General features: G+C 71.9%; 25 protein-coding genes and 1 pseudogene. 9 read left to right on the plus strand and 17 right to left on the minus strand.

Going from position 1 to position 25,075, the window contains the following annotated elements; translation table 11 throughout:
- The first annotated feature begins 58 nt into the window (after positions 1–58).
- Positions 59–514, plus strand: a complete 456-nt coding sequence (locus AC07D6_RS31320) for a tellurite resistance TerB family protein (protein WP_479050040.1) — start codon at positions 59–61, stop codon at positions 512–514.
- Positions 515–817: 303 nt separating this feature from the next.
- Here AC07D6_RS31320 and AC07D6_RS31325 read toward each other — a convergent pair.
- From AC07D6_RS31325 to AC07D6_RS31345, 5 genes and pseudogenes are all read right to left on the minus strand, one after another.
- Positions 818–1,736: pseudogene (locus AC07D6_RS31325) on the minus strand (IS5 family transposase).
- 265 nt (positions 1,737–2,001) lie between these two features.
- Positions 2,002–2,934 carry a P63C domain-containing protein gene (locus tag AC07D6_RS31330; protein ID WP_479050042.1) on the minus strand — a complete coding sequence of 311 codons (933 nt, stop codon included), beginning with the start codon at positions 2,932–2,934 and terminating at the stop codon, positions 2,002–2,004.
- A 278-nt stretch (positions 2,935–3,212) separates the two neighbouring features.
- Positions 3,213–3,572, minus strand: coding sequence for a hypothetical protein (locus AC07D6_RS31335; protein WP_479050043.1), 360 nt, complete (start codon positions 3,570–3,572; stop codon positions 3,213–3,215).
- Positions 3,569–4,780, minus strand: a complete 1,212-nt coding sequence (locus AC07D6_RS31340) for a Shedu anti-phage system protein SduA domain-containing protein (protein ID WP_479050045.1) — start codon at positions 4,778–4,780, stop codon at positions 3,569–3,571. Before AC07D6_RS31340 ends, AC07D6_RS31335 begins: the two co-directional genes overlap by 4 nt.
- Positions 4,781–4,882: 102 nt before the next feature.
- Positions 4,883–5,146 carry a heme-binding protein gene (locus tag AC07D6_RS31345; protein ID WP_479050096.1) on the minus strand — a complete coding sequence of 88 codons (264 nt, stop codon included), beginning with the start codon at positions 5,144–5,146 and terminating at the stop codon, positions 4,883–4,885.
- A gap of 406 nt (positions 5,147–5,552) precedes the next feature.
- Between AC07D6_RS31345 and AC07D6_RS31350 the strand changes: the two genes are divergently transcribed.
- A complete protein-coding gene (locus AC07D6_RS31350; protein WP_479050047.1) occupies positions 5,553–5,777 on the plus strand; it encodes a hypothetical protein in 225 nt (74 codons plus the stop codon).
- Positions 5,778–6,787: 1,010 nt separating this feature from the next.
- On the opposite strand, the gene AC07D6_RS31355 is transcribed toward AC07D6_RS31350, so the two are convergent.
- From AC07D6_RS31355 to AC07D6_RS31380, 6 genes are all read right to left on the minus strand, one after another.
- Positions 6,788–7,075: a hypothetical protein gene (locus AC07D6_RS31355; protein WP_479050049.1), complete on the minus strand. Its 288-nt coding sequence runs from the start codon at positions 7,073–7,075 to the stop codon at positions 6,788–6,790.
- Positions 7,072–7,842, minus strand: a complete 771-nt coding sequence (locus AC07D6_RS31360) for a hypothetical protein (RefSeq protein WP_479050051.1) — start codon at positions 7,840–7,842, stop codon at positions 7,072–7,074. Before AC07D6_RS31360 ends, AC07D6_RS31355 begins: the two co-directional genes overlap by 4 nt.
- Complete coding sequence (locus tag AC07D6_RS31365) at positions 7,833–9,140, minus strand: hypothetical protein (RefSeq protein ID WP_479050053.1); 1,308 nt, start codon at positions 9,138–9,140, stop codon at positions 7,833–7,835. The genes AC07D6_RS31360 and AC07D6_RS31365 overlap by 10 nt, the downstream gene beginning before the upstream one ends.
- Positions 9,137–11,113 carry a hypothetical protein gene (locus tag AC07D6_RS31370; RefSeq protein WP_479050055.1) on the minus strand — a complete coding sequence of 659 codons (1,977 nt, stop codon included), beginning with the start codon at positions 11,111–11,113 and terminating at the stop codon, positions 9,137–9,139. Before AC07D6_RS31370 ends, AC07D6_RS31365 begins: the two co-directional genes overlap by 4 nt.
- Complete coding sequence (locus AC07D6_RS31375; RefSeq protein WP_479050057.1) at positions 11,110–11,910, minus strand: TIR domain-containing protein; 801 nt, start codon at positions 11,908–11,910, stop codon at positions 11,110–11,112. The genes AC07D6_RS31370 and AC07D6_RS31375 overlap by 4 nt, the downstream gene beginning before the upstream one ends.
- Positions 11,911–12,176: 266 nt before the next feature.
- Positions 12,177–13,397, minus strand: coding sequence for a helix-turn-helix domain-containing protein (locus AC07D6_RS31380; protein ID WP_479050098.1), 1,221 nt, complete (start codon positions 13,395–13,397; stop codon positions 12,177–12,179).
- 291 nt (positions 13,398–13,688) lie between these two features.
- On the opposite strand from AC07D6_RS31380, the gene AC07D6_RS31385 reads away from it, so the two are divergent.
- Positions 13,689–15,074 (plus strand): pectate lyase family protein, encoded by a 1,386-nt coding sequence (locus AC07D6_RS31385; protein WP_479050059.1) that lies wholly within the window; start codon positions 13,689–13,691, stop codon positions 15,072–15,074.
- Positions 15,075–15,387: 313 nt separating this feature from the next.
- Here the strand turns inward: AC07D6_RS31385 and AC07D6_RS31390 are convergent, their stop codons facing one another.
- The gene (locus tag AC07D6_RS31390; protein ID WP_479050061.1) at positions 15,388–15,906 is read right to left on the minus strand and encodes a winged helix-turn-helix domain-containing protein; all 519 of its coding nucleotides are present in this window, start codon (positions 15,904–15,906) and stop codon (positions 15,388–15,390) included.
- Positions 15,907–16,170: 264 nt separating this feature from the next.
- Positions 16,171–16,362, minus strand: a complete 192-nt coding sequence (locus AC07D6_RS31395) for a putative leader peptide (protein ID WP_479050063.1) — start codon at positions 16,360–16,362, stop codon at positions 16,171–16,173.
- Here AC07D6_RS31395 and AC07D6_RS31400 point away from each other — a divergent pair.
- From AC07D6_RS31400 to AC07D6_RS31420, 5 genes are all read left to right on the plus strand, one after another.
- Positions 16,361–16,816 carry an RrF2 family transcriptional regulator gene (locus AC07D6_RS31400; protein ID WP_315877667.1) on the plus strand — a complete coding sequence of 152 codons (456 nt, stop codon included), beginning with the start codon at positions 16,361–16,363 and terminating at the stop codon, positions 16,814–16,816. The genes AC07D6_RS31395 and AC07D6_RS31400 overlap by 2 nt on opposite strands.
- 149 nt (positions 16,817–16,965) lie before the next feature.
- Positions 16,966–17,970 carry a sulfite exporter TauE/SafE family protein gene (locus tag AC07D6_RS31405; protein WP_479050066.1) on the plus strand — a complete coding sequence of 335 codons (1,005 nt, stop codon included), beginning with the start codon at positions 16,966–16,968 and terminating at the stop codon, positions 17,968–17,970.
- 259 nt (positions 17,971–18,229) lie between these two features.
- Positions 18,230–19,414, plus strand: coding sequence for an acyl-CoA dehydrogenase family protein (locus AC07D6_RS31410; protein WP_479050068.1), 1,185 nt, complete (start codon positions 18,230–18,232; stop codon positions 19,412–19,414).
- A 711-nt stretch (positions 19,415–20,125) separates the two neighbouring features.
- Positions 20,126–20,404, plus strand: a complete 279-nt coding sequence (locus AC07D6_RS31415) for a hypothetical protein (RefSeq protein WP_479050070.1) — start codon at positions 20,126–20,128, stop codon at positions 20,402–20,404.
- Positions 20,405–20,477: 73 nt separating this feature from the next.
- Complete coding sequence (locus tag AC07D6_RS31420) at positions 20,478–20,852, plus strand: hypothetical protein (RefSeq protein ID WP_315877671.1); 375 nt, start codon at positions 20,478–20,480, stop codon at positions 20,850–20,852.
- Between the two features lie 78 nt (positions 20,853–20,930).
- Here the strand turns inward: AC07D6_RS31420 and AC07D6_RS31425 are convergent, their stop codons facing one another.
- The 3 genes from AC07D6_RS31425 to AC07D6_RS31435 all read right to left on the minus strand — a co-directional run bounded on the left by AC07D6_RS31425 (position 20,931) and on the right by AC07D6_RS31435 (position 23,127).
- On the minus strand, positions 20,931–21,212 hold the full coding sequence (locus AC07D6_RS31425) for an SCO5918 family protein (protein ID WP_315877672.1): 282 nt from the start codon (positions 21,210–21,212) through the stop codon (positions 20,931–20,933).
- Between the two features lie 55 nt (positions 21,213–21,267).
- Positions 21,268–22,770, minus strand: coding sequence for a DEAD/DEAH box helicase (locus AC07D6_RS31430; protein WP_315877673.1), 1,503 nt, complete (start codon positions 22,768–22,770; stop codon positions 21,268–21,270).
- Positions 22,771–22,923: 153 nt separating this feature from the next.
- Positions 22,924–23,127 carry a cold-shock protein gene (locus AC07D6_RS31435; RefSeq protein ID WP_250335557.1) on the minus strand — a complete coding sequence of 68 codons (204 nt, stop codon included), beginning with the start codon at positions 23,125–23,127 and terminating at the stop codon, positions 22,924–22,926.
- Positions 23,128–23,496: 369 nt separating this feature from the next.
- Here AC07D6_RS31435 and AC07D6_RS31440 point away from each other — a divergent pair, with 369 nt between their 5' ends.
- On the plus strand, positions 23,497–23,871 hold the full coding sequence (locus tag AC07D6_RS31440; protein WP_479050073.1) for a MerR family transcriptional regulator: 375 nt from the start codon (positions 23,497–23,499) through the stop codon (positions 23,869–23,871).
- A 372-nt stretch (positions 23,872–24,243) separates the two neighbouring features.
- Here the strand turns inward: AC07D6_RS31440 and AC07D6_RS31445 are convergent, their stop codons facing one another.
- Positions 24,244–24,705 carry a hypothetical protein gene (locus AC07D6_RS31445; protein ID WP_479050075.1) on the minus strand — a complete coding sequence of 154 codons (462 nt, stop codon included), beginning with the start codon at positions 24,703–24,705 and terminating at the stop codon, positions 24,244–24,246.
- Positions 24,706–25,075: the final 370 nt, after the last annotated feature.

Raw genomic sequence — 25,075 nt, forward strand, 5'->3', positions numbered from 1 at the left:
GTTCCGGGCCGGCCGCTCCGGCCCCGGCCCGGAACGCACCCCCGGCGAAGGAGTACGCGTGGCCCTGTGGGACCGCCTCAAGGAATCGGCGTCGACGATGCAGACCCAGCTCATGGCGAAGAAGAACGAACTCACCAGTGGTGCCTTCCGGGACGCCTCCATGGCGATGTGCGCGCTCGTCGCCGCCGCCGACGGCCGCGTCGACCCCTCCGAACGCCAACGCGTCGCCCAGCTCATCACCACCAACGACGTCCTGCGCAACTTCCCCGCCGACGACCTCCACCGCCGCTTCGAGGAGAACCTCGACAAGCTGACCTCCGACTTCGCCCTCGGCAAGGTCAACGTCATGCGGGAAATCGCCAAGGCCAGGAAGAAGCCCGCCGAGGCCCGCGCCGTCATCCAGATCGGCATCGTCATCGGCGGTGCCGACGGCGACTTCGACGAGACCGAGCAGGCGGCCGTCCGCGAAGCCTGCCACACCCTCGACCTGCCGCCACACGAGTTCGACCTGTAGGCATCGGCCGGGGCGCGCACATGGCGTCCCGGACACCGTCACCGCCGTCGTCTCCGGCTCGCCATCGGGGCGCCCGGCCACTCGGCCCTGCCGGAACCACAGGTCATAGGCCGGTCGTGGACCACCGGCCGTGGTCCACCGGCGTCGGCACCGCGGCCCCCGCGGGGACAGCGGCAGATCAGCCCCGGAACCGCGACCGGATGCGAGACGGTTCCCGGCCCTCTCCCAGCGGAAGCGCTCCACCCCGCCACCGGGCTCCGGCCGGTGAGGTTCGTACGAGCCGACCAGGTACTGTCCGGCGGATCACGGGTGGAACCGTAACCGGGCCGCTGCTGCGGTGACGGTGCTGTGCAAAACGTAGGCCCGTTTGTCGTAACGGGTCGCGACAACAGGGGAATTCTTGAGTCGGTTGATGGCCCGCTCGACCTCGTTGCGACACCGATAACGGTCACGGTCGCACCTGACGGGCCTGCCCCCGCGCTGCCTCCGCGTCGGCGGTTGGCCCGCTGCTCCCTCGGCTCCGGGATGGTGTGCTGGATGCGGCGTCTTCGCAGGTGACGGCGGTTTCGACGGAAGCTGTAAGCCTTGTCGCCGCTGACGTGGCCGGGCCGGGTCCGGGGCCGCCCTCCCAACGGTCGGAAAACCCGGATCCGGTCCAGGACCTCGATCATCTGCGGGGCGTCACCCCACTGGCCCGGCGTGAGCAGCAGGGCCATGGGGCGGCAGCCGCCCTCACCGGCGGATGGGTTTTGCAGGCCAGGCCGCCCCAGGACCGTCCGAGTCCCCTCGTTCGGACGGTGGTGCCGGGGCGTCGTCCTTTTTTCGGGACCCGCGGCCGGGCCTTGCGGGCGCGCGGCCTGGTCTTGCGGGCGCCGGCCGCGTGCCGATGGGCCCGGCAGGACGTCAGGTCGACACCGACCGTCGACCAGTCGACCCTTCCGGCAAGGTCGGCGTCGGCCTGGACCACCCGCAAGATCCGGCCCCAGGCGCCCTCCGCCGACCAGCGGCGATGCCTCTCGCATACGGTCTTCCACGAACCGTGGCGTTCCGGCAGGTCACGCCACGGGACACCGGTCCGGATCCGGAACAGGGTCCCGTCGACCACGGTTCGAGGGTCGTTCCACCTGCCGCCCCACCTGCCCGAAGACGACAGGTGCGACTGCACAAGAGACCACTCGCGATTCGTCAGCTCCCCCGCCTCACGACCGACCCATGACCGAATCGACGAGCGACCGGCCGGAAACCCACTGCCCCACCGGACACTCCCTAGGCATGCTCGGAGATGGCACCTACGGCTTCATCCCACCCCGACAGAAGCAGCGACCTGGTGGCCTCAATAGCCCTTGAAATTAATGTACGAAACAGCCGTCCAGCTCTACACGTTGACACCCGACAGGCTGACGCAGTGGCCGACGGGGGGCGCACTGCCACTGCCCTGCCATCTCAACTCTACGCAAGGGAAGACTGAGCGGTAGACGACCATGCCCTTACTCGGGCGACAAGGGAAGCCGCATCTGAGGATCCGGAAACGCCCGGGCGAACAATTCTTCAAACTCGAATCGATCTTTCGAAATCCTCATCAACATGATGACGTGGGAAATCTGCTTGTCAAGATGAGCGTTGCCCGTGTCAGCGGTAAGATGCTGGTGATGCTTATGCCGACGGTATCCGTTCCCCTGACGGGGGTTGATACGCTCCAGTTCCTCAAGGATTCCATTCGGCAAGTGCTTATAGACGTACTTGTTCACCAACTTGCCCACATACGGAGTCCTTTTTGACGTTCCAGGTTTGTACTCCCAACCCTGAAGTCGATAGATTTGCTCGAAGAACTCGTCTGGAAATGTCTTGAGCCAGGGACGGAACTCAGCCGTCACATAGGCTTCGAGGATCTTTTGCAGCTCCCTGCGTGCGCGGACCTCCTGATAGCCCGTCGCCTCGTCAACGAGGGCAATGATGCCCAGCCTCGCCAAACCTCGAACGAGAATCTCTGCCGCTTCAGCGGCCGGCTCCTGACTCTTCAGCAGCACCCCATTTCGGCGAGCTTCCAGGTAAACCTCGCAGATTTCCGGAAGAACACTCGCCGGATATCCGAGCGCACGGACACCAGAAGGCATTCTGTAGTGGATAGGGTCACTCAGAACTTCTTTGAGCGTAGGGGAGATATAGGAACTCAGATTGGCAGCGAGCAGGATGGTTCCGGTATCACCGCCTTTCGGCCGCTTATTCCTTCCGAGCGCCGACAGCATGGCACTTTGATTGATTACTCGGATGCCCCCGTCAAGAACCGCGCATGCGACCCGAGTGTTCCCAATCTCAAGATCTCCTGCATGGGTCGCTTGAGCGCTTCGCACCTGCGCTTCGACGTCAGAGGCGACAGAGAGCACTTCTTGAGCGCCGCCCTCCGGGTCATGGAGCTCCAAACTCAATGCCTACGCCTCTCCGAATAGCGTAGCCCTCCCGGGCAGTACTCGGGGAAACCTAGCGAAGGAACCCTCGCATGCACACCATAAGTCAGGTAATTTACCGACCTCGATCACTTGTTGCCAATCTTGCGCTAAATCACCTCGCTGCTTGCACGGATTGTGTCGGTGCAAGGCTGCCCTGATGAGCTCGCGGACTGGCCGCCCTGGAGCGGATCGACAGGCGGTGTTGACAGGGCGCAGGTCGCCTACTTCATCGTTGTCCGGCCTGGCACTCGTCAGGCGCGTCCTGGGCGCAGGTGGCGGGAGGCGGACAGGCAGGAGGACAGCCACGTCGCCTCCGCGCGGTCGATGATCAGGTCGTCGACGGTGATCATTCCGTCCAACGCGCCGCCGACCCGTATCGAGTGGTCACCGACGCGGAACACCTGCCAGTCCGCGTCGCTGTGCCAGAGGCGGGCGGTCTTCTCGCCCGGGCGCTGGGCGAAGACGAGCTCTTCCCCGTGCTCGTTCATGAAGTAGCCGACGTAGTCCTCGCCGGTGACGGTGCCACCGCACAGGCGGGCCAGGAGCGGCTCGATCGCCGGAGGAGCGTCGTTCACCGGAGGAGCGTCGGTCGTCGGAGGGGTGTCGGTCATGCCGTGGGCTCCTCGTCCGGAGCGGGGTCCTGCCGGGCCGACGAGAGGGCCAGCATCCGGGACGCCGACTCCAAAAGGGTCTCGTACGTGATCACTTCTATGCGTGCCGTGTGCGTGTTGTAGGTGCGGAGGGTCTCCGCGATCTCCTGGGGCGTGACGCTTCCGCTCACGTACCGGGGGTGGCCGATCACGACCGTCGCCAAGGCCCTGCGGGTGTCGACGCCGTACTGGGCGAGGATGGTGCGGCGGTCCTCGTCCATGGTGCGGAGGTAGTTCTGTGCCTGGGAGACCGCGTGGTGCGCCGGGGCGCCCAGCATGAGGTGGCCGCTTCGCCGGGTGACCAGGTGCTCGATGTTGGCGCGTTTGAGTTCCACCACGTGCAGGGAGCCGTCACCGCGCAACAGCGGGATGTCGAGGATGGTGTCCGGGGTGTACTGGCGGCGGGCCAGCTCGGCCACGTAGGCGCCGCCGAAGATCCACTCCTGGTTCTTCAGGCAGGCGTGGAGGGCGCCCTCGGAGCTGTCCGGGTCGTCCACCGCCGCGCGCAGGGCCGCGAGGCCGGCCCGTCTGGCCTTCAGTTCGAGCAGTTGGGCCAGCAGCCCCGCGTCGGCGTCCGCCAGGACGTCGCTCATCATCCGCGCGGCCTCGGCGGAAGCGGGCCGGGGCAGGTCCCGGAGGACCATCTCCATGTGGCCGTACTGCTGGAGCCACTTCAGGTACTTGGCGGGCAGTTGCACCCCGCCCTCTCCGGTCCCGAGGTCCAGGTGGTCGGTGGACCGGGCGATGCCCCGGAAGAGGTCCCGGGCGTCGGCGGCGGTCGCGTCGGGGTTCTCCGCGCACAGGACGTCCAGGACGGCCACCGCCCGGTCGGCGCCCAGGGCGGCCATCCGCCGCATGTGCTCCTCACTGCGCCGCCGCGCGTCCTCGTCGTAGTAGTTCTCCAGGACGTCGAGGAAGAGGTCGCCCCGGGCGTAGTCGGCGAAACGCTGAAAGCGCTGGGCGAGCTCGAAGTCGCTGTGCAGGACGGCCTCTTGGGCGACATCCTCCAGGGCGTTCACCAGCGGCCTGCCCTTGCCGTACGTCCCGCCGAAGCCCGCGCCCATGACGCTCAGCACCGCGTCGATGCGCTTCCGTACGCCCGTGTGCTCGGTGAGCTCCCGTGCCGCCTCGACCATGCGCCGGAGCGAGTAACTGGATCGGAATGTCACGGGGCCACCCTAGGGTCGGGCACTGACAGCCGTGCCTGGTGGAACCCGGAGCGCGGAGAAGGACGGCGGGGCGCGGTCGGTCGGCGCGGTCGGGCCCCGGCGTCAGGCTGCCGCGAAGGCCCGGACGCACGCCTCGGCGGCCCGAACATCCTGGTCCGCGGTGCCTCCGGAGACGCCCACGGCGCCGACGACCCGTTCGCCGAGGAGAAGGGGCAGGCCGCCCCCGAACGGGACCAGGCCCCGGTGGGACCACTCGATGCCGTACACCGGGCCGCCCGGCTGCGAGATCTCCCCCAGGGCGGCACTGGGCATGCGGAACAGCGCCGAGGTCCGCGCCTTCTTGAGAGCCAGGTCGATGGAGCCCAGCCAGCGTCGTCCGTCCTCGAGAAGTGGACGAGGTCGCCCCTGCCTCCACGACGGCGATGTTCATCGCCGTGCCGATCCCCTCGGCGGCGTTCCGGGCGGCGGCGGTGAGCCGGGTGGCGGTGTCCGGCGCGAGCACGTTCATGGGCGGTCCTCCTCGGGTTGTGGCGGAGCAGACGCCGACCAGCGTTCGCGCTCCGCGGGGAGCCGGCCAGGGCACTGTCCTCCCCGGTCATCGCGTTCCCGGGGGAAGCGGCCCCGGGAACGCGCGGCGGACCGGGTGGAACACTGGCGGCGTGAGTGAGCTCGGTGACTTCCTCAAGGCCGGACGAGCCGCGGTCCGCCCCGAGGACGTCGGGTTGCCCCGGGTCGGCAACCCGCGGCGGGTGAGCGGGCCGCGCCGGAGGAGGTGGCGCACCTGGCGGCGGTCAGCGCCGACCACTGCACCCGGCTGGAACAGGGTCGGGTCACCACCGCGTCCGACAGCGTCCCGTACGGGATCTCCATCGCCCTGCGCCTCACCGACGACGAGCGCGCCCACCTGAGGCTGCTCGCCCGACCCGCCACCGGAAACCGCTCCGGCCGGCCGCCGGTCCGGGTGGCCGCTCCGGCGCCGATCCACGCGCCCCGGTGAACTCCGCCCCTGTCCCAGTCAGTCTCCCGGTGACGCCTGTGCCCGCGCCCGTGGCGCCCGTGCCCGGTGCGTGCCCGTGAGCGGGCCCGGCGTCCGGGGCCGTCAGCCCGTCGTTTCCGAGCTGGTTGCCGTTCACCGCCGCCTCCCCCGCGTCCGCGTTCTGCCGTGGGGCACGGTATTCCCCCCGATATTCCCCCCGATCTGTGGATCGCTCGTCGTTTTCCGGGGACCTCAGGGCTGTATGACGGGGCAGAGGTCAGCGAGCGATGCCGGTGTCACCGGTGATCAGCCTGTTGAAGGGGGCGTTCCCGAGGAAGCAGTGCCGCTGGGTGTCGTCCGTCAGCAGGCACGCCTTGTGGGAGACCTCCACAGAGCCGGCGGGCGGTGGTTGCTTCTGCGCCGTTGCGGTGGAGGGAGAGCCGGCGGCGCCCGCCCGCGTGCACGATGTCGTTGAGCACCGCTGTCCACCAACCTTCTCCCTCACGCCCCCCGCGACCGTCCGCGCCGGCCTCGTAGGCGATCACGGCTCGCGGGTGCCGGGACACCGCGAGGCAGGTGGAGAGCCACGTGGTTTCCGGGCGGTTGAGGACGGGCTTCGGTGCTGAACGCCCCCTCCGTCGGTGGGTCGGCGTTGGTGGAGTGGTCACCCGCCCGACACTGCTCCCGGTCGATGTCGCTGTGCCGTAGCATGCCGGTCTGTTCACCGCGGCGTTGGGTGATGCCCCACTCCCCACGCGGGACCGAGGCTTGGCCGCCGTCCCGCAAGGCAGGGACGGGACCCTCGCCTTTGTCCTGCTTCCCCGGCCTGCATGTCGGTGTCGCGCAGTACCGCATCGGCGTACCGGCGGACGGCCTTGTGAGTGGTCGGACCACCCGCTCCTCGAGCAGGCACCACGGCGTGAAGCCTGACCGGTACGTCGTCACGGAGGCGAGCGCGGGGACGACCACCGTCAGCGTCGACCTGCCTGGTGCCGGCCACCGGATGACGGCGGCCGGCACCGGGCCGGGAGCTAGGGATAGGAAGCGGTGTCACCGCGGGCGAATCTGGCGCCCGCTTCGATGTCGTCGTACCGCACGCGTACGTCCTGGATACCGAGGCCGCGCATCAGGTCGGGAAGACGCACGACGTACACGCGTCCCTCCTTCCGCAGACGGCACGGGAAGTCCCCGCGCCGCGCCCGGCGGTAGGCCGTGGTCAGGCTCATGCCCAGTGCTTCCGCGGCGATCCGCATCCCCACCCGCGCGGGCAGGCCGAAGACCTCCGAAAACGCCACGGACTCGTCCCGGTGCCGCTTCATCCGCACTCCCCGTCGAAGAGGCTCTGTTGCCACACGGCCGGGCGATCGTCATCGGTCCGCTCCGGCCACTTCCCGGCCCGTCGCCGCCGGCGTACGTCGCGGACGTGCGGCAACAGGCCGAGGCGCTGTGCCAGGGCGCCCAGGCGCTCGCCGTTCGCCCGCTGCACGAGGGGTGCCGTCACCGCTCCGACCCGCACCACCTCGCCGACCAACGGTTCGCTGTCCGCTGCGGGCGGGAGCGGGTTTCCCCGCGCGTGGCTGATCTCCTCCATCGGCACCTCCTGGGGCGGCCTCCTACGGGTTCGCCACCCGGCGGCGTACGCGGCGTCGACGAGACCCTTCTCGATACCGCCCGGGTTCTCCTCAGCCGCGGTGACCAGTCCCTCCATCGCCCCCATCAGGACCGCCGAGCACACATCACCCAGTTCGGCGGCGCGCCTGCGGCGGTTGATGGACCAGGCGATGCCCTTCAAGCGGGGTGCCACCAACCACAAGGCGATCATCATCCACCGCCGCTCCTGTTCCCCTTCCCTCTCGTCGCGGACGCGGCGCGCGATCTCCTGCCACAACCTGGCTCGCTCGGCCCCGGTGGAGCCCTTCCGCCCTATCACCTCACGCACCGAGCCGAGCGGCAGGCAGGTGTCGGTGGTCGGCTGGTCGGCGCATTCCCCGTCGTGCAGGCACAGGCGCTCGTCGGAGCAGCAGTTCTCGACCCAGCGCGCCAGCCGTGCGAAGGCGTCGCCGGACGGCGGCACGGTCACTGCCACGAGTCCTCCCCCGGGTCCGTGAGGGTAGCGCCGTCGTATCCACGTTGCTGGGGTACGTCCGCCCGCGGCGGTGCTTCTCCTCCGTCGAGGCGCCACCAAGCGGGCACCGTTCCCGCTGCTTCGTCCGGCCACACGCCGGTGGTGTCCGCAGAGGGCTCCTGGCCGGTCTGCTCCTCGCTGCGGGGGTCGGGGCGTTCCTGCGGCCTCGGTTCGGTACTGTCCTCGGCGGTGGGGCGGAGGTCGTCGCACTCGTCCTTCAGGTCGCGGCGGAGGGCTTCCGCCGCGTCCGGCCGGCCCATCGCCTCCGACGTCCTGGCGAGACGGTGGACGAACGCGGCTCGTTCCTCGGATCCCTGGGGGAAGCCCATCTCGTCGAGCAGGGTTGACACGGGGTTGCCCCGCGCATCGGCCCGCCGTGTGTCCGGCCCCTGTGAGGGCATGGGCTCGTCGAAGGGCTGGGGGTGGTCGAAACCCCCGGACGGTTCGCTCCTCACCAGAGCCTCAGCCGGTTCGGCCAGATGACGGAAGGGCTCGGGGATCTCCTGGTCGTTGGCGGCGGCGGACAGGCAGGCCAGTGGGCCGATCATTTCCACGGCGCGGTCGACCTCCTCCTCGTGCCGGGCCAGCCACCAGACGACCGCGCTCCCCGGAGACCGCAGCACGTCCCCGGCGAGGTACGCGCGGCGGTTCCGCTCGTGCTCGCGATGGCGTTCCCAGGTATTGGTGAACCTCCTCAGCTCCTCGTCTTCATCCAGGTGTCGTTGGTCCTCCAGGCGCAGGGTGAGCCGTACGTCCGTGGCGAAGGACGTCACCAGTCCCGACTCGTCGACGAGGGGGAGACCGAGGACGCCCTCCAGCCAGTGGGACAGGAAATCGCTGCGGCTCGGGTGCTCGGCCAGCGTGCACTCCTCCACGCGGCGCAGAACGGAGGTCACCGCGAGTCCGGCCGGATTGCCGTGCGACGCCGGAGTGAATCCGTGTGTCGGCCGCCACCGGACGGTGGCGGAGAAGAGGAAGCGGTACTCCGCGAGAGCGCTGCGCACCGGAACCTCCGACAGGACAGCGTCCTGGAAGGGTGGGTCGAGAGGCGCCTCCTGGGCGCCCTCGTCACCCGGGCCGCCCTCAGCCGGCTGCCGCACCCGACCGTTCCGTCCGAGGATGTCCATGAGCAGCACGCCCGCGACGACCGCCGGCAGGAGGTACCACGTCCAGGCCGGCCAGCCGAGCACCGAGGTGAACACCACGGCCCCGCTGATGAGGAAGACGGCTGCCGGACGCGGCGTGTAGCGGGGCTTCATATGCCCTCCCTTGTCCCATGTGTGGCGGGGGCGGAGTGTGCTCCGTCCACCCCCAGCGCTCGGTCGATTTCCCGGCAGAACCGCTCAGCGACACGCTCACGCTCCTCGCGGGACGTACTCAGCCCGTGCGGTGGGTCCTCCATGGCAGCCTCTGCCCACTCGCACACGGCGACGTACAGACGGTTGAGCAGGGCGGGATCGCCCACGGCCGCGAGCAGCAGCGCCTTGACGACGTGGGCACCCCGGGGGTCGCGAGTCATGGCGGTGAGCCACCGTCGCAGGAGTGGCGTCCAGGCCGCGGCGGGTGTGCCGAGCATGAGCGCCCGCCAGGCGAGGACGAACTCCTGCCACGGTGGTGTGAACCGCAGGTCGCCGGGTTCGAGCAGCCCGAGGAGGACGTCGTCGGCACCGTTGTCCAACGGCCCGCTGACGAGCCGGTCCGTGAGCCGGCTGTACACCCGCCGGTTGCCCCGCGCCACTTCCAGGAGCGCGGTCCGGGCAGCGATCGCCACCTGGCCGCTCTGCCGTAGGGCGAGATGCCGCAGCCTGACCGCGGCCTGCTCGGGGTGTGTCGATGCCACCACCTGACGGCACACGTCCGTCAGCACGCGCGCCAGATCGGGTGATATCCGTCCGGTCACCCAGTCGTACAGGCGGGAGCGGAAGAAGGAGCCGTACTGGTCGTGGCCAAGGCCCAGCTCGAGGACGGCCGCCGCCTCAGCGCGGAACATCCTGCGCGGCTGCGTCCACTCCTGGACGAGTACGCACAAGTCCTCGGGGCGCCCCGAGGCGAGCGCCTGCTCGGCGAACCGGTCCACCAGACGCATGCGGTCCTCGGCCCCGAGCCCCGGCAACTCCATGCACCGCGCCACCCAGGTCCGGAACGTCGGCCGAAGGTCCGGGAAGTTCTCCCAGAAGTAGCGCCTCACCGCGTTGTCGTAGGCGAGCCGCGTGAACCTGACCCGTCCGTCGTCGTCCCGCTCGACCTCGAGCGCCTCCAGTTGTTCGCCCAGGTCCGCCTGCGCGAGCCTCGGCGTGCCGTCGTGCTGGTACTCAAGGGCCTCCAGCAGCCGCTGCGCACCGCTGTGCACCGCTTCGGCTGCGGCGCCACTGGCCATCGCGGCGGACAGCAGCAGGGCTCGCTCCTCCACGTCGCGGTGGTCCCGCAGGTGGCGGGAGACCAGCTTCGACCAGTTGGTGGCGGCTGCGACGGCTTCGTCGCGCCAGGCGGGGAAGCTCGTGCCGTAACGCTTGCTGTCGCGCGCCTCGGTGACCAGCTCAGCCAGCCTGGCCAGTTCCCGCATGGGTGCCGCGGCGAACAGATGGGCCAGGTCCTCGGTGTCCAGTTGGTCCGACTCGAAGTCGATGCCGCGGACTCGGAGGTGTTTGCTGAAGACGGCACGGCCTCGGGGACGCTCCAGCACGACGACGAGCGGCGACAGGTCCGCGTGGAGCATCCAGTCCAGTCCGGCCGGCAGCACCGCAACCATCCAGGAGCGGCTCTGCTCGACGACGGCTCGATACCGGACGAGGACACGCTGCGCGTCGGAGTAGCCGGCTTCGGGCACGCCCGAGAGGTCCAGCAGGTACCTGTTGCCGGGCTTGGTGTCGAGGACGTCCTCCTCGTACTCCAGGGGCAGCTCCTCCATATGGTTGCCCGCGCCCGGCAGCTCTTCCAACAACATGGTCGCCGCCGCGCGTCTGCCGGTACCGGGGGCGCCGTCCAGGAGGACCACCGAGCCGGGGTGCGTCAGCCGTTCGGTAGCACGCCCGTAGAACCGGGGCCGCACGAAACACCTGGCGAGGCGGCGGCGGTGCTCCCGGACGATCGTCAGGCGAGTGGCACCCGACCGGAGCAGCCGCTCGTTGGCACCGACATGCCATATGACCTTGTTGTAGATGTACTGGTCCCCGCTACCCGTGTGTACGCCGGACTGCGGATCGCTGACCGCCGTGCCACCGGTACCCGTCACCGGTTCCCGTCCGCGGGGCGCGGTTCCGCCTCCGGTCCCTGGGTGACCGTGCCGTGGTTGTCCGCCACGTAGTTGACGCCCATCCCGTCACCGGAGAAGCGGGGCCCCACCTGCTGCTCGTGGGCGTGGTAGAGGTTTCCGCTGCCGGTGTGGACCGGTCCCTGCGGGTCGCTGACGAACGTGCCCGAGAGGTCCCCGTTGAGGTAACCGATGCCGCCCCGCTGGCGGTGCTTGATCACCCGCGCCCGCAACCGGGCGGATCCGCCGTCCCCTTCGGCGCCGTCGTCCTGCCCCGGGCGCTGCCCGCCGCCGTACTTCCGCATGGCGGCCTCCAGCTCGGGGCTGAGTTCGGCCAGGTCGTGCGCCAACTGGGACAGGTCGGCTTCGGCGTTGCGGTGGTTGAGCCTCCGGTGCTGGCAGTCGGCCAGGTCCTCCAAGTCGGCGGGGAGGTCCTCACGTCGCGGGTGCTCGGCGGAGCCCACCAGGAGCGGAACCACGAACGCTCCCGTTTCGAACGCTTCGATGATCTCCTTGCGGGTCCAGTCCTCCGGGTTCTCCAGGGCGGGCCGCCCGTCCTCCGCCGTCGCCTCGAGCCACCGGGGGCCGATCACGACGATGACGACGCTGCTGCGCCGTACGGCGGTGAGGAGCTCCTGGGGGTACCTGCTCCCCACACGGATCGATTTGTTGTCACGGAAGACGTTGTCGTCACCGAACACCCGGGAAAGTTCCCTCTCGACGAGGGTGGCGGCCGCCGCCTCGTCACTGGTCCGGTAGTTCACGAAGATCAGGGGCACAGCAAGACCTCCTCTGGTACTAGACGAATGAGGGGGGATGAGAGCCTCAACCGCCCGCCTTGGGACGGCAGGAAACGAACGGCAGGGCAGGTGGGGGTTCGGCGCTGCCCTGAGCACGCCGCGTCACGAACGCACGAAGGTTTTCCTCGGTGCGGAGACACGCGGACCGCCGGTAGAAGGAGCGACGCTTCCGGCAACAGATGGCCGGGTGAAATCCGATGGTGCCGCGGCGGCACGCCTCACGCGACGTGCGTCGGAAGGAGCCGTCAACCGGCGGCCAGAGCGCTCACCAGCGCAGGCCGCAGGTCGCGCACGGCGGGGTGGGCTCGGTAGCGGGACAGTTCCCGGTCGAGGCGGCGCACATCGCTCTGGATGGTTGCGGAGGGAGCGAGATCGACGAATCCGAGGAGTTCCCGGGCTACCTCGCAGGACCGCTCGACCTCGCCGGAGGCGGCGTGGGCCAAGGCCCTGCGCATGCCGTACCGGGCCCGGGTCCGAAGTGCGTGGGGCGGGATCCGCAGGCACTCCCTGTCGAGGACCTCAGCCGCTTTACGGGGACGGCCCAGGTCGTGGAGGCACCAGCCGGTCACCATGGCGACGGAGTCGGGAAGGTGCGTGGGCCCGAGTACCGGGGTATCGGTCGCCGCGGTGCTCGCGGTCAGGAGGTCGCGAGCCCGGTCCAGTCCCTTGAGGCATTCCTTCTCGTCGCCTTCCAACGCGTGCCCCTGGGCCTCATGTTGTGCGGCCAGCCCGCGGATCCGGGGTGGTACGGCGCTCTCCTGCGCCCGTCGGGACAGCGCGATCGTCTCTCTCGCCGCCCCGTTGTAAAGGGCGATCAGTGCTCGGCGGACCAGAGCGTAGTCCGCCAGATGATCGTCTCCGCCGGCCTGCGCCAACTCCACCGCCTTGGCCGTCCAGCCGAGCGCTCCGGCGACGTCACCGGCCTCCTGAGCCATCCATCCGGCGTACTCGGTGAAGCGCGCCGCGATCAGCAGCAGGCTGGTCCGGGTGCCACCCGAGGCCTGCGCGGCCAGGGCGGTGACGGCCGCGGCCTGTGTACGCAGCTGCGGCAGCAGAACGGCCGGTGCGTTGCTCTGCCCCAGCCATCGCATCAGCCTCAGCTGGTCTTGGAACACCGCGACCGGTGGGGCCGCGGACCCTCCCGCGCGCGGATCCTTCTCCCCTCCGACCACGGTGACGGCGAGCAGGGAACCAGCTCCCGTGGCGAGCACGTCACGACGGGCCATGCGCCCTCCGCGGGCGGCGGGGATGTTCCGAGGCTCCGCCAGTCGTCCGAGTCGTCCACCTGTCTCGAAGAGCGCGTCGCACTGTCGGGCCAGGGACGCTGAGGGACTCTTGTCACCCCGTTCGATTTTGCTCAGGTGACCTTTGCTGTAGTTCACGATCCTGGCGACGTCGTCCAGCGTCATGCCGGCGTCCTGCCTGAGTCGGCGCAACTCGGCGCCGAAGCGTAAGGGAACTCCCACTGATCTCCCTTTCCCAACATCAGCTTGTCTGCTGCTAGTTGAGGTCCACTTGGGACCGATGAAGAGTTTGGCACGCCGTACCGGCGTTTCGCCGGGGTGCACGGAAGTTTCCTGTTTCCTCTTCTTTTCAACAGCACAGTCGCTTTGCGGGACGGATCAGAGACGCTGCTGGCGGGCGGGCCGGGCCGGGGACCTTCCCCGGGACCCCGGGGGTGGTCGGGGGAAGTGGTTTCGGTGGTGGGGCAACCCTTTTCGGGGGTGGTGGCCACCACGGGGTGGACGCCTCGGCCGATGGGGCGTCCCCGAACTCGTAAGGACTCATCTGTGGCATCCCCCACCCATCGCCGGTCGTCGCGCCGGCGGCGTACGGCGTTGTTCTCCGCGGCGGCCGTGGTGGCCGCCGGGCTCGGCGCCGTCCCGTTCGTGACGAGCGCGAGCGCGGCCGTCGACCTGGCGTACCAGACGCTGCCCGCCAACGACGGCTGGGCGGCCTCCGGTTCCGGTACGACCGGTGGCTCGAAGGCCGACGCGGCGCGCGTGTACACGGTCTCGAACCGCGCCGAACTGGCGAAGGCACTCGGTTCCGGTTCCGACACCGCACCGAGGATCGTCCGCGTCAAGGGCCTGATCGACGCAAACGGCGGCAACAGCTGCGACGACTACGCGGCCGGGACCGGCTACTCGCTGTCCGCGTACCTGAAGGCGTACGACCCTGCCGTGTGGGGCCGGTCGAAGAAGCCGTCCGGCGCGCAGGAGGACGCGCGGAAGGCCGCGGCGGCCAAGCAGGCGAAGAACATCGTGTTCCGCGTCCCGTCGAACACCACCCTCGTCGGCGTGCCCGGCACCGGCGCCGGGATCAAGGGCGGCAGCGTGGCGGTGCAGAACGCGGACAACGTCATCATCCGCAACCTCGCCTTCAGCGCCACCGAGGACTGTTTCCCCCAGTGGGACCCGACGGACGGCTCGAAGGGCGAGTGGAACTCGGCGTACGACTCCGTCACCCTGCGCGGCGCGACGCACGTGTGGGCCGACCACAACACGTTCACGGACGCCCCGCTGTACGACAGCGCCCTCAAGACGTACTTCGGGCGGAAGTACCAGGTGCACGACGGGGCCCTCGACATCACCAACGGGTCCGACCTGGTGACCGTCGAGCGGAACCTGTTCAGCAACCACGACAAGACGATGCTGATCGGCAGCAGCGACACCGACAGCGTCGGCAAGCTGCGGGTCACCCTCCACCACAACGTGTGGAAGGGCATCACGCAGCGGGCGCCGCTGGCCCGCCTCGGCCAGATCCACCTCTACAACAACCACTACGACACGACGAAGACCAACGGCTACGCGCACAGCTACAGCGTCAACGCGCGCGCCAAGGCCCAGGTCGTCGCCGAGCACAACGCCTGGACCCTGTCGTCCGACCGCAAGGTGTCGCAGTTGTTGAGCGGTGACGGCACGGGTGCCGTCGCCGGGCGGGGGAACGTCGTGAACGGCGCGGTGACGGACGTCGTCGCCGCCTACAACGCGGCCTCCTCCTCGAAGAAGCTGAAGACGTCCGTCTCCTGGACGCCGACGCTGACGGCCGGGCTCCAGACCTCGGCGGCCGGTCTGCCGGGCGAGCTGGCCGGGACGGTCGGCGCGGGGGTACTGACCGAGCAGGGCACCGTGAAGCGGTAGCCCCGCGACCCGTACCGGGGCCGCCCGCCCGCGCCGGGACCGGTTCCCTGTGCCGGGGCCGGCTCCCCGTACCGGGGCCAGCTCCCCGCCCGCGCCGGGGCCGGCCCCCCGTGGGCGCCGGCTCCCGGCCCGGGACGCGCCCCCGCCGTCCACGGCGGGGGCACGGCGTCCACAGCAGGGCGGCCGGGACGGCGAGGGCACGGCGTCCACAGCAGGGCGGCGGGGACGGCGGGGGCACGGCGTCCACGGCGAGGGCACGGCGGGGGCACGCCGTCCACAGCGGGGCGACGGAACCGCGGGCGGAACGCGGCGTCTACGGCACGTACTTGTAGCCCACCCGCCGCACGGTGACGATGCGGTCCCGGTACGGGGCGCCGAGCTTGCGGCGGATCCTCGCCACGTGGACGTCGACGGTACGGCCGTCGCCGATGTGCCCGTAGCCCCAGATCCGCGCCATCAGGGACTCGCGCGAGTGGACCATGTGCGGGTTCGCCACGAGGTGCGCGAGGAGGCTGAACTCCAGGTACGTGAGGTCCAGTTCGCGCCCATCGACCTCGACGACGTGGCGCTCCTGGTCGATCAGGACGCCGCCCTCCTGTACGGGAGGGGGCGAGGGCGGCGTGGGGGCGGGTGCCGGGGGTGTGCGGGAGGCGAGGGGGTGGATCTCGGGGCGCACGCCATGGGCCGTCAGCAGTTGCACGGGGTCGACGCCGTCCGGCAGGAACACCAGGTAGCCGACGTGGGGTCGGACCGGACGGTCGCCCACCAGGCGGAGCCTCGGGGCCGCGGCCGGGGCCGACGTGGGGGCGGGGGCGGGGAGGGCGGTGGTCATGGTGGTCCCTTCGGGCGGGCATGGGCGGGCGGGCGGAGGGCGCGGCGGTGCGCGGTGACGAGGGCGTGCGTACGGACCGCCCGCGGACGGGCGGGCGTGGGGGCGCGTGCCACGGGGGCGGTGCCGGGGGCGTGCGTACGCGGGTGGCCGGGGACGGAGGGCGGCCGGGAGCGGGTGGCGGCCGGCGGTGTCGTACGGGCGTCCGTGTGCTCCGGGGCGCTCAGCGGGGCCCGGTCTCCGGCGGGCGGCGGTGCCGCGGAAGTCCTACGCGCAGGGGCAGATGGCGCTGGCCACGCGACGGAGGTCGACATGCCTGCGGCGTACGAACGGCTGCTGCGTCGAGGACGACATGGCGACCATCCTGCGCCCGCCGCGCCCCGCCGTCAACACTTCCCTACTGAATGCGTAGGAAATCTCGTCAGGCGCGTCCGGACCCGTACGGGATAATGAGCCCATGCGGATCTCGGCCAGGGCGGACTATGCGGTACGGGCGGCGCTGCTGCTCGCCGCCGAGCAGGACGGGCCGCTGAAGGCCGAGGCGATCGCGGAGGCGCAGGACATCCCGCACAAGTTCCTCGAAGGCATCCTGAACGACATGCGGCGCGGCGGCCTCGTCGCCAGTCAGCGCGGGGTGTACGGCGGTTACCGGTTGGCCCGGGCGCCGGAGGACATCAGCGTCGCGGACGTGGTGCGCGCGGTGGACGGCCCGCTGGTCTCCGTGCGCGGCGTCCGGCCGCCCGAGCTGTCGTACGGCGGCCCGGCCGAGTCGCTGCTGCCCTTGTGGGTCGCCCTGCGCGCGAACGTGCGGCGGATCCTGGAAGGGGTGTCGCTGGCGGACGTGGCGTCGGGTCACCTGCCGGAGTTCGTGGGGGCCTTGGCCGACGACCCGGCCGCCTGGTCCAATCCCTGAGACACGAGCGCACCCCCTCTGAGCTGCGTCTTCTCGTAATCCGAGACGAAAACGTCCACCCATTGAGAACGTGCTTGCCGAGGTGGCCGGCGCGCACCCAATATCCCTACCTACCCGATGGGGAAACTAGGGATTCGTGAGGTGTGGCCGTGAAGACGTTGATCCTGCTGGCATTGGCCGGGCTCGGTGCCCAACTCGTGGACGGGAGCCTCGGCATGGCCTACGGCGTCACCTCCACCACCCTGCTGCTGGCCTTCGGGACGAACCCGGCGGCCGCCTCCGCGACCGTGCACCTCGCGGAGATCGGCACGACGCTCGCGTCCGGTGTGGCGCACTGGCGGTTCGGGAACGTCGACTGGCGGGTCGTCGCCAAGATCGGCATCCCGGGCGCGGTGGGCGCGTTCGCCGGTGCGACGTTCCTGTCCAGCCTGTCGACGGACGTCGCGAAGCCCGTGATGGCGCTGCTCCTGCTGGGTCTCGGCGTGTACGTACTGGGCCGCTTCACCTTCCTGGGCCTGCCCACCGGCAACCTGGGCAAGCCGCTGCGCAAGCGGTTCCTGTCGCCGCTCGGCGTCGTCGCCGGGTTCCTGGACGCGACCGGTGGCGGCGGCTGGGGGCCGGTCGGCACCCCGGCGATCCTGGCCAGCGGACGGCTGGAGCCGCGCAAGGTCATCGGGTCGATCGACACGAGCGAGTTCCTGGTCGCGGTCGCCGCGAGCCTCGGCTTCCTGGTGGGCCTCGGCTCCGAGGGCGTCGACTACACGTGGGCGGGCGCGCTGCTGGTCGGCGGACTCGTCGCCGCGCCGATCGCCGCGTGGCTGGTGCGGCACGTGCCGCCGCGGCTCCTCGGCTCGGCGGTCGGCGGTCTCATCGTCCTGACCAACATCCGGACACTGCTGCGCAGCGACTGGGTGGGCGCGGGCGACGCCGCCCAGTGGACGGTCTACGGGATCGTCTACGCGGTGTGGGCGGGCGCGTTGGCCTACTCGTTCCGGGAGCACCGGCGGGCCGCGGCGTCGGCTGCGGCGCCGGCCGCCGACCCGGCGCCGGAGACCGGGACGGGGGCCGTGCCGGTACCGGCCGGTGCGGCGGGAGCGGGCGCCGGGTCCGGTGCGCCCGAGGACCGTTCGCCGGACGCGGCCACGACGGCCTGAGCCGTACGGGCGGCCCGAGGACCGGGGCAGGGGGCGCGGGAGACGGTGCGTACGGCGCGGGCGTCGCGATGACGGCGGGGCCCGGCACCCCGCACCGCCCGTACCTCCCCACCGCTCCTCTCCGGGCCGCTTCCCCGCAGGAACCCACCGACCCTCGCCCAACCCCCCACCCCAACCCCGGAGCACCCCCCATGCAGCGCGTCACCACGCCCCAGCACTCCACCGCCCCCTCCGCCCCGGCCTGTCGCCGATGACGCCCATGCCGCCCGCCGACACCGCCACCGGCCCCGCCGCCCTCCTCCGCACCGCCCGCGACCTCGCGGACGACCTCGCCGCCGACGCCATACCCCGCGACCGGGCCGGCAGGCCGCCCGCCGACGAGGCTGCGCGGCTGCGCGAGGCCGGACTCCCGGCGGCCCTCGTGCCGCCGGGCGCCGGGTACGGCACCGACTGGCGCACCGGGTGCGCCGTCATCCGCGAGGTCGCCACCGCCGACAGCTCCGTCGGCGAACTCCTCGCCCACCACTACGCCCTCTCCTGGAGCGCCCGCCTCTACGGGCCGCCCGACCGCGCCGACACGCTCGAACAGGACTCCGCGCGGTGTCGGTGGCTCTGGGCCGGCGCCCTCCGGTACGCCGCCGGCCCCGAGGAGGGGGGCCGGCCCGACCTGACGCTGACGCCGCTGGGCGGCACCGGCCACGTCCTCAACGGCAGCCGGGACGTACCCACGGCGGTCGCGGTCGCCGACCAGCTCCTCGTGGACGCGGTGTGCGCCGTGACCGGGGACGTCCTGGTCGTACGGGTGACGCCCGGCAGTCGCGGGGTCGCGGTGGAGGCGGCCGGCGACCGGCTGGGGCAGCGCGTCGCCGGGGCGGGCACCGTCGTCTTCGACCGGGTGACGGTCCCGCCCGCCCGGCTCGTCGGCCGCCGTCCGCCGGACGAGGAGTCGGCCCCGCCGTTCACGGCGCTCGCGCCCTCCGTGCTGCGGCTGGCGCTCTGCCACGTCGGGCTCGGCATCGTGGAGGGCGCGCTGGCCGAGGCGCGGGACGCCGACAGGACGGCGCGGCGGGCCGGGTTACCGGGCGGGGACCCCGACCTCCTCCTCGCGTACGGGGAGCTGGCGTCCGCCGCCCACACGGCCGCCGCCGTCGTCGAACGGGCCACGGACGCCACGGCGAACGCCCTCGACGCGGGCCCGGACCTCGACGCGGACGCCACCGCCGACATCGCCGCCCTCGTCGCCACGGCGGAGACCGTCACGGCCCGGTCCGCCCTGCACATCACCGCGCGCGTCCTGGAACTCGCCGACGCACCCGGCCTGGACCGCTTCTGGCGCAACGCCCGCGTCCTGACGGCCCACCGCTCCACCACCCACCGCCTGCGCTCCATCGGCGACCACTACCTGAACGGCACCCACCGCCCGGTGACGGCTCCTTGCCGGTGACGGCGGCGGCCGATGACGGTCGACGGCAGCCGCTCGTCCCTCCCCCGCGGCGGGCCGCACAGCCCGGACGCGAACGAGGCGAACGAGGCGAACGAGGCGAACGACGCGGACGGGGTGAACGAGGCGGCAGGGTGGCGGGGTGGCGCGGGCGGCTCCCCGCCGCGTACGACGCGGGCACCGGGGGCACCGCGCGCGACTCCGGCCCCGCCACGGACCCGGCGGAGGAGCACCGGCAGCGCCCGGCCCGGCCCGGCTCCTCCGGCCCCCTCCGCCCGAACGCGCGGAGGGGGCCGCGCACGCGAGGAGAGGCCCGACCGCGGCAGTGGGGGCCTACAGGGGCGCCGCCCCCGTACGTGGAACCGGAAGTACGGCTCCGAGAGGCCCGGCGGGGCGGCGGGACCGTCGAGGTGCGTGGGGCGTGGAGCCGGAGGCCCTGTGGGGGCGGATCGGCGCGGGCGAGTCGCCGGTGACGGGCGGCGGGGCGACCGGGCGACCGGGCGGCGACCCGGCGGAGAGGCCCGGCGGGGCGGCGGTCGGGGGTGGAGCGGGTAATCTGCGGGAAGGAGTGCCGCGGGCGGCGCGGACGGTTCACCGGAACGCACAACCGTCCGGGGGCCGTACGCCGGGACGGCGGCCGGCTGTGCCCGTCCCCGCCCTCCGCGTCCCCGAAGTCCGTACCACCCGCCGTACCACCGTACCGAGGAGGTCGCCGTGCACGACGACACCGAACTGCCCTCCGCGGGCCACGCCGACGTGCGGGTCGTCGCGGCGACGCCCGAGGTGGCCCGCAGGGTGGCGGAGGTGGTGCGCCGCTGCTTCGCCTCCACGGAACAGCGCAGCTACCCCGCCGGGCCGGAGGGCGGGACGCTGCTGCACCTGAGGGTCGACACGACGCGGCCGGCCGGACCGGCGCGGTCCTGGCTGGAGAGCAGCGAGTCGGCGCCCGACGAACGGCGTCCGCAGGACGCTCCCCGGCGGGACGAACCCTGACGTGGCGGACCCCACGGGAAGCGACGTGGGCCCGAACGCCCCACTCGGGCGCTCCAACTTGTAAGTTCAGAGCATGACGAAGCCTGATGCACTGCTCGTGGATGTCGCGGCCACCGTCGAATCGCAGCAGTCCAATCAGATGTCGCTCACCGTCGTGGTCAACGGTGCGGTCATCACGGGACGGCTCGCTCCCGAGGCCGCGTGGCGGGAGCGGGTGGCGGAGGTCCTGCGGGACTCGGAACGGCTGAGCGGGTTCGCGGGGGTGTTCGCGTCCGCCGAGGAGGGCTCGCGCCCACCCGGTGACGGGTCCCCGACGCACCTGCACTTCCACGTGGCGAGGATCCTCCAGGGCACGCTCGGCATCCCGGAGACGGGCGGCATGTACCGCGTGGCCATCGCGGACGTGAGCGCCTGGACGGTGGGCGACTTCAGCTACACCGACGACTGAAAGACGAGTGAGAGACGACTGAAAGACGCCAACCGCCCGGCTCGGCCGGGCGGTTGGCGTCCACGAGGACCGGGCGGTTCAGCCCAGCAGGTCGGTGACCGGGGCGGGGGCCTGGGCCGGGGCGGGGGCCGGGGTCACGCAGGTGAAGCCGAGGCGGCGCAGCGCCCTGGTCACCTCCAGGGCGGTGAAGTCGCGGCGGTCCTGGCGGGTGATGACCTCGCCGACCTGCTTGACCGGGTACGTGTGGCGGCCGATGACCGCGCACGGTCCGACCGCCGGTTCCGGGCGGACGTTCGCCATCAGCGCCTCCACCTCGCTCGTCACGAAGTCGAACGGGAAGCGGGCGATCACACAGCGCATGGTTGCCTCACAGGGTCAGGGCGGTGGGACGGACGCACCGCGGTGCGGCGGGGCGTCACTGCTGGCGCGGCGCGCGGCGCGGGCGGCGCGTTCCGGTCCGGCGGCGACGGGCCGGGGAGCCCGGCCTGCCGGCCGCCTGGGCCGGGGGTGTGGGGGGCGTGATCGTGACCGGTATCCCCGACGGCGTGCGGGCCCCGGTGATGCGGGTCAGCTCGGCGTCGCCGGACCGTACCGCCGTCGTCTTCGGGCGGATGCCCGCGTGGCTCATCAGGTGGTCCACGTCACGCCGCTGGTGCGACAGGACGAGCGTGACGACGCTGCCGGACTCGCCCGCGCGGGCCGTGCGGCCGCCGCGGTGCAGGTAGTCCTTGTGGTCGCCGGGCGGGTCGACGTTCACGACGAGGTCGAGGTCGTCGACGTGGATGCCGCGCGCGGCGACGTTCGTCGCGACGAGCACCGTGACGTGGCCCTCCTTGAACTGGGCCAGCGTCCGCGTCCGCTGCGGCTGCGACTTGCCCCCGTGCAGCGCGGAGGCCCGTACGCCGCTCTTGAGGAGGTGCTTGGTGAACCGGTCCACCGCGTGCTTGGTGTCCAGGAACATGATCACGCGGCCGTCGCGGGCGGCGATCTCCGTGGCCGTGGCGTTCTTGTCGGCGTCGTGGACGTGCAGGACGTGGTGCTCCATCGACGTCACCACGCCCCCCGTCGGATCCACGGAGTGGACGACCGGGTCGTGGAGGTAGCGCCGTACGAGGGAGTCGACGTTCCGGTCCAGGGTGGCCGAGAACAGCAGCCGCTGCCCGTCGGGCCTGGTCAGCTCCAGCAGACCGGTGATCTGCGGCAGGAATCCCATGTCGGTCATCTGGTCCGCCTCGTCGAGGACGGTGATGCCGACGTCGTCGAGGATGCAGTCGCCGCGCGTGACGAGGTCCCGCAGCCGGCCGGGGGTCGCGACCAGCACGTCCACTCCGGCGCGCAGGGCGGCGGTCTGGCGGCCGATCGACACGCCGCCGACGACCGTGGCCTGCCGCAGCCCGAGGGCGCGGGCGTACGGGGCGAGGGCGTCGGTCACCTGCTGCGCCAGCTCCCGCGTGGGGACGAGGACGACGGCGAGCGGCCGGCGCGGCTCGGCGCGGGTCCCGGCGAGGCGGGCGAGTACGGCGAGACCGAACGCGAGGGTCTTTCCGGAGCCGGTACGGCCCCGGCCCAGCACGTCGCGGCCCGCGAGGGAGTTCGGGAGGGTCGCCGCCTGGATGGGGAACGGCACCGTCACCCCTTCGGCCTCCAGCGCGCGCAGCAGCGCGGGGGGAAGGCCGAGGTCCGCGAACGCCTCGACGGGCGGCAGCGGCGGGGTGTGCGTCACCGGAAGGGTGAAATCACCGGGCGGCGGCGGGGTGGCGCGGCGGCGGGACTGTGTCCGGGAACCGGCCTTGGGCGACTTCGCGGTCGCGGGCTTGGACGCGTTCTCGGGCTGGTTGCTCTTCGCTCGGCGGGCCGGCGCGGCGGCAGCCTGGCGCGTCCCCGAGTAATAGCCCCGAGAGCGGGACGTACGGGCCATGGGAATATTCCTCAATACGATATCGAGGAATTCACGGCCCTCGATTCAGCCGGGCGGCGGCACGCCGCGCCGGACTCGGCGGGCGGCGCCGGGGAACGGCGCGAGGCCCGCACCCCAAGGTGCGGGCCCCGGCGGCGTCGAAACGCCTCGTCGTCAGGCGGGGACGATGTTCTCCGCCTGCGGGCCCTTCTGGCCCTGCGTCACGTCGAAGGTGACCTTCTGGCCTTCCTGCAGCTCGCGGAAACCGTTGGTCGCGATGTTCGAGTAGTGGGCGAACACGTCCGCGCCGCCACCGTCCTGCTGGATGAAGCCGAAGCCCTTTTCCGCGTTGAACCACTTCACTACGCCAGTAGCCATGATCTATTCTCCTCACGGGGAATTTCTGGACCCGCACTGTGCGAGCCTCGCGTCGCCGCGATGATTGCCCCGCGCCGGATCAAGAGAACCGGCCACACAAAAGTGCTCCTCCGCCGTGGGGCGAGGGGGCACTTTGAAGCTCTGGGAACCACAACTGCAACTGGCTACGACACTAGCACGCGGATTTCGCATCCGCACGGAATTCGGGCGGGGAGTTTTCCCGCCGGAGTAAATGTGCTGCCCCGCCCGGCGGGAATCTGCAGCGGCCGGAATAGACATTCGTCACTCGTGGCGGCTACGGTTCCCGCGCGGGGTGCGTGGCCGTCCGTGCGGCCGGCCTCGCCCGGACGCCCAGGACGAAAGGCGCGCATGGCTCCAGGAGCGCGGCGCAACCCCGCCGACAACCTCGACGACGACGACTACCCGGCCTACACCATGGGCCGCGCCGCGGAGCTGATCGGCACCACGCCGGCCTTCCTCCGCGCGCTCGGCGATGCGCGGCTGATCACCCCGTTGAGGTCGGAGGGCGGCCACCGCCGGTACTCGCGCTACCAGCTGCGGATCGCCGCACGGGCCCGCGAACTCGTCGACCAGGGCACCCCCATCGAGGCGGCCTGCCGGATCATCATCCTGGAGGACCAGCTGGAGGAGGCCCAGCGGCTCAACGAGGAGCTGCGGAACCGGCAGGCACGGCCGCGGACCGGACCGGGCGAACCCGGCGAACCCGGCGGCCTGGCGGGCTGACCGAGCCCGGTGGCCGGGCAGGCCCGGTGGCCGGGCAGGCCCGGTGGCCTGACGGGCCCGGTGGCCTGACGGGCCCGGTGGCCTGACGGGCCGGGCGTGCGGGCCGGGCCGGGTGGGCCGACCGAGTTGGGTGACCGGGCGGGTGGCCCGAGCTGGGCGGGTTGGGCGGGTCCGACGGCTGGGCGTACGAAGCCGAGCCCGGTGACCGGACGGTTTGGCGTGCGGGCCGAGCCGGGTGACGCGGGGCACGGGGCGCCCGGAGGCCGGGAGGCCGCGGCGCGCCCGCACCGTACGGGGCCTCTCCGAACGGGGGCCTCCCCGGACGCGGGCCCCTCCGAACGGGGACCTCTCCGGGCGGGCGGCCCTCACCGGTCACACGGCGTGCTCGTCGCTCTGTCCGCAGAGCCACGCCAACGCGTCGTGCACCCCCCGTACGTACGCACGGTTCTCCGGCGGGCACGCCGGGTCGTCGAGCAGCACCGCGGCGGCGTCCGCCTCGGCGGTCAGTCGCCACAGGTCCGGCACCTCGTGCGTGGGCACCCCCGTGACCGGCCCGTGCTCCTCGCGGGCCAGCGCCCACCGGTAGGCGTCGGCGGCGCCCTCGGACACCGCGCCGGAGGGTTCGGGCCGTCCTTCCCGTACGGGCTTCCGCTCGGCGTCCCGCGACGCTTCGCGGTCCGGTGCCCGCGCCGGTCCGTCGGCGGGGTCCCGTCGCGCCGAGCCCCGGGTGGCTCCGGCGGCGAGGGCCCGGTACGCCGACTCGACCTCGTCCGCGGAGCGGACACCGATCCGGCTCGCTCGTGCTCGCGTTCGCGTCACATGGCGGGTCGTCATACGCGTACACCCATCCTCATCGCTCGCGGCTACGTGTCCCTGGCTCCCGGGTCCCCTGGTTTCCGCGGGATATACGCGCCGCCGGCGACTGGAGGCGGGGACGGCCGTGCCGGCGCGCCCGTCGCCGGGGCGCGCTCCGTACGGCGGGCGGCACAGTTCGCCGGGCGGCCGGTCGCTGAGCGGGGTGGGACGGGACGGCGAGCGACGCGAGGGGGTCGGACCACGGCCGGCGGGGGGTCCGGTGAACCGGGTGTTCGACGGGGCCGTCGGAAGAACAGCGGGGTCGCACCGGGCGGCCCGGCGGGTCGTGTGACCGGGGCGCGGCCACCCGAGGCCGGCACCGAGGAACGGACCGGTCCCGGCCCCCAGC

Source organism: Streptomyces sp. NPDC045287 (genome assembly GCF_056432325.1).

Excerpts from the sequence above, each read along its gene's own strand:
- AC07D6_RS31395 (WP_479050063.1), bottom strand. The coding sequence starts at position 16,362 with ATGGGCTCATTATCCCGTACGGGTCCGGACGCGCCTGACGAGATTTCC.
- AC07D6_RS31365 (WP_479050053.1), bottom strand. The coding sequence starts at position 9,140 with ATGAAGCCCCGCTACACGCCGCGTCCGGCAGCCGTCTTCCTCATCAGC.
- AC07D6_RS31355 (WP_479050049.1), bottom strand. The coding sequence starts at position 7,075 with ATGAAGCGGCACCGGGACGAGTCCGTGGCGTTTTCGGAGGTCTTCGGC.
- AC07D6_RS31335 (WP_479050043.1), bottom strand. The coding sequence starts at position 3,572 with ATGACCGACACCCCTCCGACGACCGACGCTCCTCCGGTGAACGACGCT.
- AC07D6_RS31410 (WP_479050068.1), top strand. The coding sequence starts at position 18,230 with ATGCCGCCCGCCGACACCGCCACCGGCCCCGCCGCCCTCCTCCGCACC.
- AC07D6_RS31435 (WP_250335557.1), bottom strand. The coding sequence starts at position 23,127 with ATGGCTACTGGCGTAGTGAAGTGGTTCAACGCGGAAAAGGGCTTCGGC.
- AC07D6_RS31440 (WP_479050073.1), top strand. The coding sequence starts at position 23,497 with ATGGCTCCAGGAGCGCGGCGCAACCCCGCCGACAACCTCGACGACGAC.
- AC07D6_RS31425 (WP_315877672.1), bottom strand. The coding sequence starts at position 21,212 with ATGCGCTGTGTGATCGCCCGCTTCCCGTTCGACTTCGTGACGAGCGAG.
- AC07D6_RS31400 (WP_315877667.1), top strand. The coding sequence starts at position 16,361 with ATGCGGATCTCGGCCAGGGCGGACTATGCGGTACGGGCGGCGCTGCTG.
- AC07D6_RS31420 (WP_315877671.1), top strand. The coding sequence starts at position 20,478 with ATGACGAAGCCTGATGCACTGCTCGTGGATGTCGCGGCCACCGTCGAA.
- AC07D6_RS31445 (WP_479050075.1), bottom strand. The coding sequence starts at position 24,705 with ATGACGACCCGCCATGTGACGCGAACGCGAGCACGAGCGAGCCGGATC.
- AC07D6_RS31385 (WP_479050059.1), top strand. The coding sequence starts at position 13,689 with ATGGGGCGTCCCCGAACTCGTAAGGACTCATCTGTGGCATCCCCCACC.
- AC07D6_RS31390 (WP_479050061.1), bottom strand. The coding sequence starts at position 15,906 with ATGACCACCGCCCTCCCCGCCCCCGCCCCCACGTCGGCCCCGGCCGCG.
- AC07D6_RS31430 (WP_315877673.1), bottom strand. The coding sequence starts at position 22,770 with ATGGCCCGTACGTCCCGCTCTCGGGGCTATTACTCGGGGACGCGCCAG.